Annotated in this window: 12 protein-coding genes; 4 read left to right on the top strand and 8 right to left on the bottom strand. The window is 61.3% G+C overall.

From position 1 onward, the window contains the following. Window positions 1–10: 10 nt before the first annotated feature. Window positions 11–595 carry a GNAT family N-acetyltransferase gene (locus tag BLU35_RS05030; RefSeq protein WP_093232265.1) on the bottom strand — a complete coding sequence of 195 codons (585 nt, stop codon included), beginning with the start codon at window positions 593–595 and terminating at the stop codon, window positions 11–13. 66 nt (window positions 596–661) lie between these two features. Between BLU35_RS05030 and BLU35_RS05025 the strand changes: the two genes are divergently transcribed. Next, on the top strand, window positions 662–1,954 hold the full coding sequence (locus tag BLU35_RS05025) for a DNA polymerase IV (protein ID WP_093232264.1): 1,293 nt from the start codon (window positions 662–664) through the stop codon (window positions 1,952–1,954). 113 nt (window positions 1,955–2,067) lie between these two features. After that, window positions 2,068–3,297: a L,D-transpeptidase family protein gene (locus BLU35_RS05020; RefSeq protein ID WP_093232263.1), complete on the top strand. Its 1,230-nt coding sequence runs from the start codon at window positions 2,068–2,070 to the stop codon at window positions 3,295–3,297. A gap of 109 nt (window positions 3,298–3,406) precedes the next feature. Here BLU35_RS05020 and dnaE read toward each other — a convergent pair whose 3' ends face one another. Next, complete coding sequence (gene dnaE / locus BLU35_RS05015) at window positions 3,407–6,904, bottom strand: DNA polymerase III subunit alpha (RefSeq protein ID WP_057252296.1); 3,498 nt, start codon at window positions 6,902–6,904, stop codon at window positions 3,407–3,409. A gap of 414 nt (window positions 6,905–7,318) precedes the next feature. Here dnaE and BLU35_RS05010 point away from each other — a divergent pair, with 414 nt between their 5' ends. Together BLU35_RS05010 and BLU35_RS05005 are read left to right on the top strand one after the other, a co-directional pair. Continuing rightward, complete coding sequence (locus BLU35_RS05010) at window positions 7,319–7,891, top strand: nucleotidyltransferase domain-containing protein (RefSeq protein WP_058321534.1); 573 nt, start codon at window positions 7,319–7,321, stop codon at window positions 7,889–7,891. 79 nt (window positions 7,892–7,970) lie between these two features. Then, window positions 7,971–8,438, top strand: coding sequence for a DUF5680 domain-containing protein (locus tag BLU35_RS05005; RefSeq protein WP_093232262.1), 468 nt, complete (start codon window positions 7,971–7,973; stop codon window positions 8,436–8,438). Between the two features lie 136 nt (window positions 8,439–8,574). Here BLU35_RS05005 and BLU35_RS05000 read toward each other — a convergent pair whose 3' ends face one another. The 6 genes from BLU35_RS05000 to BLU35_RS04970 form a co-directional block, all read right to left on the bottom strand. After that, complete coding sequence (locus BLU35_RS05000; protein WP_057252300.1) at window positions 8,575–9,261, bottom strand: ABC transporter ATP-binding protein; 687 nt, start codon at window positions 9,259–9,261, stop codon at window positions 8,575–8,577. Between the two features lie 16 nt (window positions 9,262–9,277). Beyond that, a complete protein-coding gene (locus tag BLU35_RS04995; RefSeq protein ID WP_057252301.1) occupies window positions 9,278–10,588 on the bottom strand; it encodes a lipoprotein-releasing ABC transporter permease subunit in 1,311 nt (436 codons plus the stop codon). 19 nt (window positions 10,589–10,607) lie between these two features. Continuing rightward, window positions 10,608–11,936 carry a proline--tRNA ligase gene (gene proS / locus BLU35_RS04990; protein WP_093232261.1) on the bottom strand — a complete coding sequence of 443 codons (1,329 nt, stop codon included), beginning with the start codon at window positions 11,934–11,936 and terminating at the stop codon, window positions 10,608–10,610. A 752-nt stretch (window positions 11,937–12,688) separates the two neighbouring features. Then, window positions 12,689–12,958, bottom strand: a complete 270-nt coding sequence (locus BLU35_RS04980) for a DUF1467 family protein (protein ID WP_057252306.1) — start codon at window positions 12,956–12,958, stop codon at window positions 12,689–12,691. 127 nt (window positions 12,959–13,085) lie between these two features. After that, complete coding sequence (mce, locus tag BLU35_RS04975; protein ID WP_058321489.1) at window positions 13,086–13,490, bottom strand: methylmalonyl-CoA epimerase; 405 nt, start codon at window positions 13,488–13,490, stop codon at window positions 13,086–13,088. A 58-nt stretch (window positions 13,491–13,548) separates the two neighbouring features. Further along, on the bottom strand, window positions 13,549–15,216 hold the full coding sequence (locus BLU35_RS04970) for a ribonuclease J (RefSeq protein ID WP_058329350.1): 1,668 nt from the start codon (window positions 15,214–15,216) through the stop codon (window positions 13,549–13,551). Between the last annotated feature and the right edge of the window lie 13 nt (window positions 15,217–15,229).

Below are 15,229 nucleotides of genomic sequence, written 5' to 3'. Positions count from 1 at the left end.
CCGGTTCCCATCAGTGCAAATCCAAGCGCATCAGCGGTCTACCATCCTTGCGGCGCGCCACGACATCGAATCCCGCAGCCTCGAAGACCGTCGTCGCGCCGACCCAAAGGGCGACTGACTTGGACTGTTTGGCACGATCGATCGGACAAGCATCGAGATAACGTGCGCCGCCCGCCCTGGCGTGGTCGATCGCGGCGCGCACGAGTTGATGGCTCAAGCCCCTGCCGCGTAGCTTCGACTGCATGAACAGACAGCTCAGCGCCCAGATCGTCGGATCGGTCGCCTCGCGGTCCTCCAGCGGTCGCGCGACCGTGCGCGGCGAATTGAACTGCGGAACATCCTGGCGCGGACCAATCTGAACCCAGGCCACCGGCGTTCCCTCGAAATAGCCGAGGATACCGGGCGACGGCGCGGTATCGATACGAGCCTTGATAAAGGCCCTGCGCTCCCTTGCCGGCATCGCCGTTCGAACGGAATGCGGCAGGCGCAACGCGGTGCACCAGCAACCGCCATAGGCACCGTTCGGCCCAAAAAGCTGCTCGAAATCCGCCCAACTATCCGCCGTGACAGGTGAGAACTGGAGTGTGATTTCCAACAGAGCCTCCCTTGAGACTCACTAGCGTAGAGCGTAAGGTCGCGATGTTCAATATTTGTTCCTGATATGCCCGACAGCGCTGCTCAATCTCCAGGCTTCTGCCGCGACTGCCTCAAGGAACAGGCCGCTAGCGCGCGGCGCTGCACGGCCTGCGGCAGTCCGCGCCTGCTGCGCCATAGCGAGCTCTACGATCTCACCTTGGCGCATATCGATTGCGACGCGTTCTACGCGTCGATCGAGAAACGCGACGATCCGGAGCTTGCCGACAAGCCGGTGATCATTGGCGGCGGCAAGCGCGGCGTGGTGTCCACGGCTTGCTACATCGCCCGCATTCACGGCGTGCGCTCGGCAATGCCGATGTTCAAGGCGCTGGAGGCCTGCCCGCAGGCCGTGGTCATCAAACCCAACATGGAGAAATATGCGCGCGTCGGCCGCGAGGTGCGGACGCTGATGCAGGAGTTGACGCCGCTGGTGCAGCCACTGTCGATCGACGAAGCATTTCTTGAGCTCAGAGGCACCGAGCGACTGCATCACGATCCGCCGGCCCGCACCCTCGCGCGCTTCGCCCGCCGTGTCGAGCAGGAGGTCGGCATCACCGTTTCGGTTGGCCTCTCCTACTGCAAGTTCCTCGCCAAGGTGGCTTCCGATCTGCAAAAGCCGCGCGGCTTTTCCGTCATCGGTCAGGCCGAGGCGCTGGAGTTCCTGAGGGAAAAGCCGGTCACTCTGATCTGGGGCGTCGGCAAGGCCTTCGCCGCCATCCTGGAACGCGATGGCGTGCGCACGATCGGGCAATTGCAGACCATGGAGGAAGCCGACCTCATGCGCCGTTATGGCACCATGGGGCAGCGGCTCTATCGGCTGTCGCGCGGGCTCGACGAGAGGGCGGTCGAAATCGACGGCGAGGCGAAGAGCGTTTCCGCGGAGACGACGTTCAATGACGACATCGCACGCTACGACGACCTGGTCACGCACCTTAGGCGCCTGAGCGAGCAGGTGGCCCACCGGCTGCGAAAGTCCGAACTCGCGGGTCAGACCGTCGTTCTGAAGCTCAAAACCACCGACTTCAAGCTTCGCACCCGCAACCGGCGGCTCGACAGCCCCACCCGGCTTGCCGACCGCATTTTCCGCACCGGGCTTCAGCTTTTGGAGAAAGAGGCGGATGGCACGAAGTATCGCCTGATCGGGATTGGCGTCGGCGATCTATCCGCCCCAGATCTGGCCGACCCTCCGGACCTTGTCGATCCGGCGGCAACCCGCCGGGCAGCGGCCGAAGACGCCATGAACAAGCTGCGCGACAAGTTCGGCAAGGAGAGCGTCGAGACCGGCTATACCTTCGGTACCCGGAAACGCGATCACTGAACGTAAACGTGCGGCGATCACGCAACCTTGATGTGGCCGACACACGGACTGGATGAATTCCTTAAAGATTGCCGGCTAGGCTCGTTCGCCAAGTCACGTGTTGGGTTGAGTGTATGGTATCGCGTTTCGCTCTCACCGCCAGCTTCGTCGCTCTGCTTTTGTCGCCGGCCACCGGCTTTGCAGGCAGTCGCGGGCCGCTGCAAATCATTGTCTCGAAAGACCAGCAATCGCTCGTGGTCTATGACGGCGATGCCGTGATTGCGACGTCACCGGTGTCGACCGGCAAGGCCGGCCATGCGACGCCGACCGGAATCTTCTCTATCCTCGAAAAGCGGCGCCATCATAAGTCGAACATCTATTCGAATGCGCCGATGCCGTTCATGCAGCGGCTCACCTGGTCGGGTATTGCGCTGCACGGCTCCAACCACGTGCCCGACTACCCCGCCTCACACGGATGTGTGCGCCTGCCAAGCGCTTTCGCCGCGTCGCTCTACAAGATGACCGAGCGCGGCGTGCATGTGCTGATCTCGGACCGGCAGATATCGCCCGCAGAGGTTAAAAGCGCCCTCCTCTTCCGTCCGGTTCCGGTAAATATCCAGCCGCCGCTTTCCGATGTTCCGCTCAGACCGGCGATCAGCCAGGCCGGAGATACGCCGGTGGTAGTGGCGATGAGAGAGCCGACCGGCGGTGCCGGCACCTCCAGATCCATGGAAGAACCGATCCGCATCCTGATCACGCGCAGCGACGCGCGCGACACCATGCGCGAGGTTCAAACCTCGTTGGAATTCCTCGGATACGCGCCCGGCTCGATCGACGGCCATGCGGGCACGGCAACCACTGCGGCGCTCCGCGCCTTCCAGACGGGCGAAGGTCTCGAGAGCGATGGCAAGCTGACGCCGGAACTGACCGACAAGCTCCTGCGTAAGGCCGGCCGAACGCCGCCGCAGAACGGCAAGATCCTCGTGCGGCAAGGTTTCAAGCCGCTTTTCGAAGCCGGCCTCACCATCGACAAATCGGAAGAGGCCCTTGGGACGCATTTCCTCCAGTTCCGGCACAATGAAGAAGAAGGCGCCGAAGGCAAATGGTTCGGCGTTTCGCTTGAAAACCACCTGCCCGCCTCGATGAAGAAGCGGCTCGGCATTTCCATTGAGGCGGACCCCTTCGCTTATAACGGCATACAGCGCACGCTGGCGCGAATGACGATATCCGACGACGTTCGCAAGCGGGTTGAAGGACTGCTGGCCGAGGGCTCTTCGCTCTCGATCGCCGACACGGAAAGCGGGCTGGAGACCGGCCAGGGAACCGATTTCATCACCGTCACCCGATCGCGTCCGGGTGACTGATCCCGGGGAACCGCAGGAAAGCACCATGTGCGCTTTCTGTCCCAGCTGCCCACCCTGAAGGTGATCGGTGTGATTTCTTCGCTTCGAACGAAACGGAGAAACCTGCCGATCAAACCAACTCGACGTCGACCACGCCCGGCGCCGAGCGCAGCGCCGCAGCGATCTCGGGCGAGATCCGGAACTTCTCGCTCAGTTCCACCTCGATCTCGCGCTGACCGTTGTCCTTGATGACGACGAAGGAGACGAGACCGTCGCCCCTGGTGTTGAGGTGCGAGGCGATCGATTTCAGTGGGCCGGAATCGCGCACATAGACGCGCAGCGCCTTCTGCAGTTGCAGCGATTCTTCCTCGAGCGAGCGCAGGGTCTGGATGCGCAGCCCGATGCCTTCCGGCCGCTCCTCGGCGGCAACGGTCATGACCAGCGATTTGCCCGGCTCCAAGAGGTCGCGATACTGGTGCAGCATTTCGGAGAACAGCACGGCCTCGAATTGGCCCGAGGAGTCCGAGAAGGCGACGATTCCCATCTTGTTGCCGGTGCGCGTCTTGCGCTCCTGCTTCGAGGTCACCGTGCCGGCAAGCCGGCCGGCGGTTGCCCCCTTCTTCACCGCGCCGGCGAAATCGCCGAAGGTCTGCACGCGCATCTTGGCGAGCAGCGCATTGTAGGTGTCGAGCGGATGGGCGGAAAGGTAGAAACCCAGCACCTGGAATTCGCGGTGCAGCTTTTCCGAAGCGAGCCAAGGCGTGTAGGTCGGGAGCGCAATACGCTCCGGCCCGGTTGCCGCCCCCGCCCCGAACATGTCGCTCTGGCCGCTCGTCTTGTTCTCCTGTGCACGCTGGGCGAAGCCGAGGATGCGGTCGAGCCCGCCGACCAGTTCCGCACGGTCATAGCCGAAGCATTCGAACGCGCCGGCAGCGATCAGGCTTTCGAAGACGCGACGGTTGAGAAGCTTGGGGTCGATCCTGAGGCAGAAATCCTCAAGGCTCGCGAAGGTCCGGTCGCCGCGCACTTCGACGATATGCTCAACCGCGGATTCGCCCACGCCCTTGATTGCGGCAAGCGAATAATAGATGCGGTTTTCGCCCGTCTGGAAATGTCGGAATGAGGACTGCACCGACGGTGCAATCACCTCGATGCCCAGGCGCTTCGCGTCCTGGCGGAAGTCGTTGACCTTTTCCGTATTGGACATGTCGAGCGTCATCGACGCCGCCAGGAACTCCACCGGATAGTGCGCTTTCATATAGGCGGTCTGGTAGGAGACGATGGCGTAGGCCGCTGCGTGCGACTTGTTGAAGCCGTAGTTGGCGAACTTGGCGAGCAAGTCGAAAATCAGGTCCGCCTGCGGCTTCGACACCTCGTTCTTCACGGCGCCGTCGACGAAGCGGGCGCGCTGCTTGTCCATCTCCTCCTTGATCTTCTTACCCATGGCGCGGCGCAGAAGATCGGCCTCGCCGAGCGAGTAGCCCGAGAGCACCTGGGCGATCTGCATCACCTGCTCCTGGTAGACGATAACGCCCTGCGTTTCCTTGAGCAGATGATCGATCTTCGGATGGATCGATTCGACCTCTTCCTCGCCATGCTTGCGGGCATTGTAGACCGGAATGTTCTCCATCGGGCCTGGGCGATAGAGCGCCACCAGCGCGATGATGTCCTCGATGCAGTCGGGCCGCATGCCGATCAGCGCCTTGCGCATGCCGGCGCTTTCCACCTGGAACACGCCAACCGTTTCGCCGCGCGACAGCATCTCATAGGTCTTCGGGTCGTCGAGCGGGATGCTCGCAAGATCAACTTCGATGCCGCGCTGCTTCACGAAATCGACCGCGACCTTCAAAACGGTCAGCGTCTTCAGGCCGAGGAAGTCGAACTTGACGAGGCCCGCCTGCTCCACCCATTTCATGTTGAACTGGGTGACCGGCATATCGGAGCGCGGATCGCGATACATCGGCACGAGCTGAGACAGCGGACGGTCGCCGATCACGATACCGGCGGCGTGGGTCGAGGCGTGGCGATAGAGGCCTTCGATCTTCTGGGCGATGTCGAGAAGTCGCGCGACCACCGGTTCCTTCTCGGCTTCCTCCTGGAGGCGTGGCTCTTCCTCGATCGCCTTGGAGAGCGGCGTCGGATTGGCCGGGTTGTTCGGCACTAGCTTGCAGATCTTGTCGACCTGGCCGTAGGGCATTTCGAGCACGCGGCCGACGTCGCGCAGTGCGGCACGCGCCTGCAGCGAACCGAAGGTGATGATCTGCGCCACCTGCTCGCGACCATACTTGCGCTGCACGTAGCGGATCACCTCTTCGCGCCGGTCCTGGCAGAAGTCGATGTCGAAGTCGGGCATCGAGACGCGCTCGGGATTGAGGAAGCGCTCGAACAGCAGCGAGAAGCGCATCGGATCGACGTCGGTGATCGTCAGCGCATAGGCAACGAGCGACCCTGCACCCGAACCACGGCCCGGCCCAACGGGAATATCGTGCTGCTTCGCCCATTTGATGAAGTCGGCAACGATCAGGAAGTAGCCGGGGAACTTCATGCGCTCGATAACGCCGAGTTCGAAGGCCAGGCGCTCGCGATACTCCTCTTCGCTATAGCCGGGCGCCATGCCGAGCCTGGCGAGACGCTCTTCGAGCCCCTCCTCCGCCTGGCGGCGCAGTTCGTCCGCCTCGGCGCGCTCCGCCTCTTCCGGATCTGCGGTGGCGCCGGTAAAGCGCGGCAGGATCGGTCCGCGGGTCTTCAGCATGAAAGAGCAGCGCCGTGCGATCTCGACAGTGTTTTCCAGCGCCTCCGGCAGATCGGCAAAAAGCGCAGCCATCTCCTTGCGGCTCTTGAGGTAGTGGTCCGGCGTCAGGCGGAAGCGGCTGTCGTCCGAAACCATCGCGTTGTGCGCGACCGCCATCAGGGCGTCATGGGCGTCATAGTCGGACGGTGACGGAAAGAAGGCTTCGTTGGTGGCAACCAGCGGAATGTCGAACTTGTATGCAAGGTCGATAATCCGGCTCTCATGGCGGCGGTCAAATCCGCCGTGCCGCTGCAGCTCGATATAGAGCCGGTCGCCGAAGAGATCATGCAGCGCCTCGAGACGCGCTTCGGCCAGTGCCGTCGAACCCGCCTTCAGGGCCAGGTCCACCGGGCCGCCCGACGCACCGGTCAGCGCGATCAATCCGTCCGTACCGTTTTCGGCAAGCCAGGAGCGCGTGATCCGAGTCGCCTGGCTGCCCTCGCCGCTGAGATAGGCACGGCTCACCAGATCCACGAGCCGGGTGTAACCATCATCGGTCGCGGCGATCAGGACGATCGCGGGCAGCTTCGCGAGATGTTGCGCGTGGCCGCGCCGTTCGCCATCCGCCTCGTCTTCCATGTCGATGGAAAGCTGGCAGCCGGTAATCGGTTGCAGTCCGTCGTCGGCTGCTTTCTGCGAAAACTCGAGCGCGGCAAAGAGATTGTTGGTGTCGGCGATCCCGATCGCCGGCTGATTATCGGCAACCGCCTTGCCGATGACCTTCTTCAGCGGCAGCGCGCCTTCGAGCAGGGAGAAGGCCGAGTGGACGCGCAGATGCACAAACTGCGGGTCCGAACCAAGCGCCTCGCTCGATGCTGCTTTGCCGTCGTCTGCCATTATTCGCACCCTGATTCCTGTCTGGTCCGCAGGATATCCCGTTTATCACCCGACATGTCCAGTTTCACCTGACACGTCGTCCCCCTTATTCAATCCAGGGGGCGCATTTCGGGAGGTGCTTGAGAGGAAATATCGACGCTCCTCAGAGGCCGAGCGCGATGAAAGAGATGCTTGCGATGAACAGGCTCATCGAAGCGAAGGCGGCGAGGTCACGAACAAAATCAGTCATAACATGGCTCCTTTTCCGTTATGTTTTTACTTTGTTCTATTTTTGTTCACGCGTCAAGCCGAGCACAGACGTTCTGTTGACGATGGTTAACACGGCAGTCGAATGCAGGTTAACTGCCAGGAAGCCGCTTGAGGAAGGCGCCGCGCCCGCATATCAAGAGGAACAACCAAGCGGAGCGTTCCGACATGCATGCACGCCTGATTCTGCCATTGCTGTTTCTGGTTCCGGCCGTCGCCTCCGCGGCCGAAACGATCGACCCTACCCGCATCGTCTCCGCGGCGACCGGCGACTGGAACAAGGACGGTGACGCGGACCTCGCCCTGATCGTGCGCCCCGCAGATGGAAGCGACGATGACAACGGTGTCTATCTCTATCTGACCGGTGAGAATGGCGCTCTTGAGCTGAAGGCGGCGATCCCGAACAAGATTTGGGGCGACTTTGACTTTGCGGGACAGGCGCCGTGGGTCGAGGCGCTGCCGAGCGGTTCTTTGCTCATCTCCAGCCACAACGATTCCATCGGACGTGACCGCTGGGAACAGAAACTGACGGTCGCCTACCGCAATTTCGAGTTCGTGGTCGCCGGCTATACCTACTCATCCTACGATACACTCGATCTAGACAACACATTGAAGTGCGACCTCAACGTTCTGACAGGCAAGGGCAAATCCAACGACAAGGCCATAGCCACCAAGGGCGAACTCGTCCTGCTCAAGGACTGGAACGACGATCGCGGCCAGAAGGCTTGCGGCGTTCAGTAATCAGGTGATTGTTCTCTATTTGTTCTTTACAACCAACACGGACCACGGCATCCTCGGCCAGAACATATGAGGAACCCACATGGCCGCGCTCGAACAACTGAAGGACTTTATCGTCGAAGCCAAATCGAAAACCTATGTTGGCGGCGGCGAGCCGCGGCCTTCCTCTCGCCAAGGCTCCCATGACATCGGCTACGAAACGGGCAGTTGGCGCTATCTCGACAGCTATTTCGGCGGAACCGATTTTGCAGGACATGAAACAGTCTGGCAGGATGGCGAACCGTGCTGGGCGATGAACTACTTCGGCCGGATTATGCGCCCCGAGCTCATAACTGGAGAGAAGGCAGGTCTGGTCATCAAGGCTGCGCTTCAGGCGATGTATCGTGAGAAGCGGCACTTCCTCGGCGGTATGGAGTTTCGGCATGCACATGGCTACTACATCGATAGCAGCCGCGGCGACACCGAACATTTTTCCGGCCGCGAGGTCATCTTCGTCGATGGCGAGGAAGCTTACGAACTCGACTATCGTGGCGGGCTGATCCGGCGTTAAAAGCGGCGCCAGAAGACGCGTACGCCGCGCCCAGGGCGGCGTGGGACGTGAACTGTGAGACGTTTCTTCCGCGCTGGCCAAAGACAGTGAGCGGCAACGGCGCTGGGCGATCAATGCGCCCGCTCGGCCGGTGCCATCAGTTCATCTCGACGACTTTGCCGTCCTCGATCGTCACGCGCCGATCCATCAGCCCAGCGAGTTCATGATTGTGCGTGGCGATCAGGGCCGCGAGACCCGACTGGCGCGCGAGCGCCTCAAGCGCTTCAAAGACATAGCCGGCGGTTTCCGGATCGAGATTGCCTGTCGGCTCGTCCGCAAGAAGCACGAGCGGCGCGTTGGCGACGGCGCGCGCGATCGCGACGCGCTGCTGCTCGCCGCCGGAGAGCTCCGTCGGGCGATGATCGGCACGGTGACCGATGCGCATGTAGTCGAGCAGCGCCCTTGCCCTATCGGCGGCCTCAGCCTTGGGCAAGCCGGCGATCAGCTGTGGCATCATGATGTTCTCAAGTGCCGAGAACTCGGGAAGCAGATGGTGAAACTGGTAGACGAAGCCGATCTCGTTGCGGCGGATCGCCGTGCGCCGATCGTCGTTGAGGCCACCACAGGAGACGCCGTTGACCAGCACTTCGCCGCCATCCGGGCGCTCCAGCAGGCCGGCGACATGCAGGAGCGTCGACTTGCCGGTTCCCGAAGGCGCGACCAGCGCAACCGTCTCGCCACTTCTCAGGGTAAAATCCGCACCCTTGAGGATGGACAGGAACGTTTCGCCTTCCCCGTAGTGTCGCTCGACGCCGGAAAGCTGCAGTGCCACGCGCGCATTCATTCAGTTGATGTCCTTGTCATTCGTAACGCAGGGCCTGCACCGGATCGAGGCGCGAAGCACGCCAGGCCGGGAAGATTGTGGCGAGGAAGGAAAGGGTGAGTGCCATGACGATGACGAGCGCGGTCTCATCGGCATTCATGTCGGCCGGAAGCTGGCTCAGGAAATAGAGCTCTGGGCTGAAAAGTGTGGTTCCAGAGATCCAGGAGAAGAACTGCCGAATGGATTCGATGTTGAGGCAGACGACGACGCCGAGCGCCACGCCCGCGACCGTTCCCGCCGCGCCGATCGCGGCACCCGTCATGAAGAAGATGCGCATCACCGAGCCGGAGGTCGCGCCCATCGTTCTGAGAATCGCGATGTCGCTGCCCTTGTCCTTCACCAGCATGATCAGGCCGGAAATGATGTTCAGCGCGGCGACCAGCACGATCAGCGTCAGGATCATGAACATGACGTTGCGCTCGACTTCGAGCGCCGAGAAGAAGGTCTTGTTGCGGTCGCGCCAGTCGGTAATGAAGATCTGTCGTCCCGCGGCATCCTCGATCGGCTGGCGCAGTTCGTCGACGACATCAGGATGCTCGACGAAGATCTCGATCGACTGCGCAAGCCCCTCCGCGTTGAAGAAAAGCTGCGCCTCTTCAAGCGGCATGAAGATGATCGTCGAGTCGTATTCCGACATGCCGATCTCGTAGATCGCCGAGACGGTGTAGGCTTTGACGCGCGGATTCATGCCAAGAGGCGTTACGTCGCCATTGGGCGAGGTCAGCGTGATCGTTCCGCCGACGCGGATGCCGAGTTGCTCGGCCATGCGCGAACCGATCGCGACACCGGAGCCGGAGGCAAAGCCGACCATGTCGCCGGACTGGATATGGTCGGAAACCGACTTCATCTTGCCGAGATCGTCGGCGCGGATGCCGCGCACCAGAGCACCAGTAGAACTGTCGCCGATGCCTTGCGCCAGAACCTGGCCCTCGACTAACGGGATTGCCATGGTGACGCCCTTGACGCCCGAGAACTTGGTCGCCAGCTCCGCATAGTTGTTGAGTGGCCCGTCGATCGGCTGCACGATCATGTGACCGTTGATGCCGAGAATGCGGGAAATGAGCTCGGTGCGGAACCCGTTCATCACGGCCATGACGATGATTAGCGTCGCAACGCCGAGCATGATGCCGATGAAGGAGAAGCCGGCGATAACCGAAATGAAGGCTTCCTTGCGCCTGGAACGCAGGTAGCGCCACGCCACCATGCGCTCAAAGGCGGAAAAGGGACGGCTGGAGGACTTTTCAGGCTGCGTTGCGGCCTGCACCTGATCTTCAGTCACGGCGGTCATCCTGCCTTCCCTCGCCTCTTCACTTCGTTGCGATCAGCTTGTTGATCGCAGCTTCGACGGTCATGGTCTCGCGCTCGCCGGTCTTGCGATCCTTGACCTCGACTTCGCCGTTGGCGATCGAACGCGGGCCGACGATGATCTGGACCGGGACACCGATCAGGTCCGCAGTCGCGAACTTTGCACCGGCGCGGTCGTCCGTGTCGTCGAGCAGTGCGTCGAATCCCGCCTTGCCGAGTTCGGAGTAGAGCGTCTCGCAGGCGCCGTCGCAAGCGGCATCGCCCGCTTTCATGTTGATGATGACGCCATCGAACGGCGAGAGCGACTTCGGCCAGATGATGCCGTTGTCGTCATGCGACGCTTCGATGATCGCCGGCACGAGGCGGGTCGGGCCGATGCCGTAGGAGCCCATGTGCACGGCATGCTCCTTGCCGTCGGGGCCGAGAACCTTGGCGCCCATGGCTTCGGAATACTTGGTGCCGAAGTAGAAGATGTGGCCGACCTCGATGCCGCGGGCCGACAGGCGGTCGCCTTCGGCAACCGCCTTGAAGGCGGCCTCGTCGTGCATCTCCGATGTCGCGGCGTAACGCGAGGTCCACTTGTCGAAGATCGCCTTCAGGCCGGCGACGTCCTCGAAGTTGGTTTCTTCGCCCGGAATATCGAAGCCGAGAAAGTCCTTGTGGCAGTAGACTTCAGATTCACCGGTGTCGGCGAGGATGATGAATTCGTGGCTGAGGTTGCCGCCGATCGGGCCGGTGTCGGCACGCATCGGAATGGCGCGAAGACCCATGCGCGCAAACGTGCGCAGGTAAGCCGCGAACATGCGGTTATAGGCGTGTTCTGCCCCTTCGCGATCGAGATCGAAGGAATAGGCGTCCTTCATCAGGAACTCGCGCGAACGCATGGTGCCGAAACGCGGACGGATCTCGTCGCGGAACTTCAGCTGGATATGGTAGAGGTTGAGCGGCAGGTCACGATAGGACTTCACGTAGGACCGGAAGACGTCCGTGATCATTTCCTCGTTCGTCGGGCCGTAAAGCATCGGCCGGTCCTGGCGATCCTTGATGCGCAGCATCTCCTTGCCATAGGCGTCGTAGCGGCCACTTTCCTGCCAGAGCTCTGCGGACTGCAGCGTCGGCATCAAGAGTTCGATCGCGCCCGAGCGGCTCTGCTCTTCGCGGATGATCGCATTGACCTTGTCGAGAACCCGCTTGCCCAGTGGCAGCCAGGTATAGATGCCCGAGGACTGCTGCCGGATCATGCCGGTACGGAGCATGAGGCGGTGGGAAACGATTTCCGCTTCCTTAGGATTTTCCTTCAGGATGGGCATGAAAAAGCGGGACAGGCGCATGACGGGTTCCAGAACTTGATGAACGTCGCACTATCGGCGGATTCGGGCGAAATGACGTTGAGCTCGGGTGCCTTCTTCGCCGGTAGACTGGCAAGGGCGACCGTTGCTTCTCGGGGTCGAGCTCTCCATTATCCATCGCCGGCAAAGCCAACGTGAACCTTTATGAGCCTTGCGTTCATAGCTGCTTCGCAGGCGGAAGAAAACCCTACTCTCAGGCCATCGCCGGAAAGATCGGAGCCACTGATTTTGAGGGGAAAAGACGGAAAAGCCTGCGTCAAAAGAGCACGCTAGTAACAAGATTACGACAGGAGTTGTCAACGGGAATATTTTACCCAACTGTAGCAAAAATGCAAAAAAACAGGATGACACAGCTTAATGTTTGGGCTAATTTCGGCTCACAAAACAGGCATGAAGACTAAATTCTTGCCGACTTTCGCGGTCAAGTCTTGGGAGGATAAGATCTTAGGCGCGCTTCGTCGCTGCCGCCGGAAACGGATTAGGATCACGCGAAACTTGAAAAACAAGGCTTTTAGCCTTGTTTTTTTTTGCTTTTCTCGACTCCGTCGCAAGCACGAAGCAGGTGTAGAAATTGAACTATGTCAATTCGGCGGCGGTCAACCCTGCAATTGCGCTGGTTCCACCCACAGCATCGCGCGCGGCGTCATCATGACGCCGAAATCCAGCACTCGGCATCCTGAAAACGCTTCGATCGCCTTGCGGTTCGGCTCAGCCCATCCGCCTTGCCGAAACTTTCAATAGAATTTCGGGTAAAACCGCGGAATGGAATCGATCCCGTAGCCAAGTTTGACGGAGACGATATACCAGGCGAGCTGGATGACAGCCGCGATGGCTGTAGTCAAAAGCACGACCCGTTTCGCATTGAACTTGGCCGGCGCGCTTTCGACGCTTCCGGGGACGACGCTGTTTTCCTCCGCTTGCGTGCGCACTCCCAAGGGAAGGACGGCAAACAGCGTGATCCACCAGATGATGAAGTAAATAGCAAAAGTTGAAAACAGTGGCATTTCCGGCTCCCGGTGAAGGCGATCGACGTCACGACCTCAGGCCGTTTCGCCGCGACTTCCGCGACATTCTGTCCGCCTTATAGCGCCGCCTGCCTGATCAGACAAACGCGCATCGCGCGGTCAACTGTCACACCTCTTCGAGTTCTATCAGCGTACCCTGGAAATCCTTGGGATGCAGGAAAAGCACCGGCTTGCCATGCGCACCGATTTTCGGCTCGCCGTCCCCCAGAACGCGAGCTCCGGCCGCACGCAGCGCGTCGCGTGCGGCAAGGATATTGTCCACCTCGTAGCAGATGTGATGCATCCCGCCCGAAGGGTTCTTCGCCAGGAAAGCGGCGATCGGCGAGGTCTCGCCGATCGGCTCCAATAGCTCGACCTTGGTGTTGGCCAGCGTGACGAACACAACGGTTACGCCGTGTTCCGGCAACGTCTGCGGCTCGGTGACGGATGCACCAAGCGTCGAGCGGTAGCTTTCGGCGGCGGAGGCAAGATCCGGCACGGCGATGGCGATATGGTTCACTCTTCCGAGCATTGCGATCCTCCCGCGTCCTGTACCGGCCCCGCTTACACTGCCGCGAGGCGACCACCAATCAGACTTTGGTTACGAACACCGTTACAATCGGCTTCTTGCCCCACGTCTGGTTCGCTGTGCTGCGAACGGCGCGGCGCACCGCCTCCTGCAGCATGGCCAGATCCTTGCGCTTTGCCCGCGGAATGCTCTCGACCGCACCGAGGATCGCGTCATAGAGCGTATCCTCCATGTCTTCGCCCTCGTCGTCGAATTCCGGCAGGCCGATCGCCACGATGTCCGGGTCACCAAGGAAATCGTAGCGGCCGTCAAGAACGACGTTAACGGCGACGTGCCCTGCGAAGGAGAGCTTGCGGCGTTCGCCGATGCCCATCTCTTCGAAGTCGCCGATGAGGTTGCCGTCCTTGTAGATGCGGCCATGCGGCGCTTCGTCGATGACCTCGGCCGGGCCTGGTGCAAGACGCAGCATTTGACCGTTCCGAAGGCGCGGAACGCTGGCGATTCCCGACTGCTGACCAAGTTCGGCATGGGCCGTCAGATGCGCGGCTTCGCCATGAACCGGAACGAGAATCTGCGGGCGCAGCCATTGATACATCTGCTGCAGCTCGGTGCGGCGCGGGTGACCGGACACATGCACCAGCGCCTCACTGTCGGTGATGATGTGTATGCCTTGCTCGACCAGGCCATTCTTGATGTCGTTGATCGCCTTCTCGTTGCCGGGGATGGTGCGCGAGGAGAAAACGACCGTATCGCCGGCGGAAAAAGCCACGTTGCGCATCTCGTCGCGGGCAATCTTGGCGAGTGCTGCCCGAGGCTCACCCTGGCTACCGGTCAGGATGACCACGACCTTGTCGCGCGGCACGTAGCCGAACTCGTCTTCGGCAAGGAAAGGCTTGATCCCTTCCATCAGGCCGAGATCCGCGGCCACGGCGACGACCCGCTTCATCGAACTGCCGAGCAGCAGCACATCCCTGCCCGCCTCTTCCGCCGCCTCGGCGATCGAGCGAATGCGCCCGACATTCGAGGAGAAAGTCGTTATCGCGACCCGGCCCTCGGCGTTGGCGATGATCTTCGTCAGGCTCTCGGAGACTTCCTGTTCCGACGGCGAAACACCATCACGCATAGCATTGGTGGAATCGCAGATAAGCGCCAAGACGCCTTCGTCACCAATCTGGCGGAAGCGCGTCTCGTCGGTCAGGGGCCCAAGCGACGGATGCAGGTCGATCTTCCAGTCGCCGGTGTGAACGACAGTGCCGACCGGCGTGCGGATGATCAGCGACATCGGCTCAGGGATCGAATGGTTGACGCCGACCGCCTCGATCTCGAACGGGCCGACATTGATGCGGTCGCCCTGTTTGAAGATCGTCACCGGGATCTCACTGCGGCTTCTCTCGAAATCGCGCTTGGCTTCCAGCATGCCTGCCGTGAACGGCGAGGCATAGACCGGAACGTTGAGGCCCGGCCAGAGATCGTTCAGGCCGCCATAATGGTCCTCGTGGGCGTGGGTAATGATGATGCCCTTGAGATTGCGGCGCTCTTCCGCCAGGAAGCTGATATCTGCGAGAACCAGATCCACGCCCGGAAGGTCCGGCCCCGGAAAGGTGACGCCGCAATCGACCATGATCCACTGGCGGCTTCCGGGCCGCCCGTAGCCGTATAGGCCAAGATTCATGCCGATTTCGCCGACGCCGCCAAGCGGCAAGAACACCAGTTCTTCGTCTTGCGCCATATTGTAACGCGCC

This window comes from Sinorhizobium sp. NFACC03 (assembly GCF_900103435.1).
In the GTDB taxonomy this organism is placed as follows: domain Bacteria; phylum Pseudomonadota; class Alphaproteobacteria; order Rhizobiales; family Rhizobiaceae; genus Ensifer.
The sequence above is the reverse complement of the archived record's forward strand: the minus strand, read 5'-3'. Positions and strand labels throughout refer to the sequence as shown.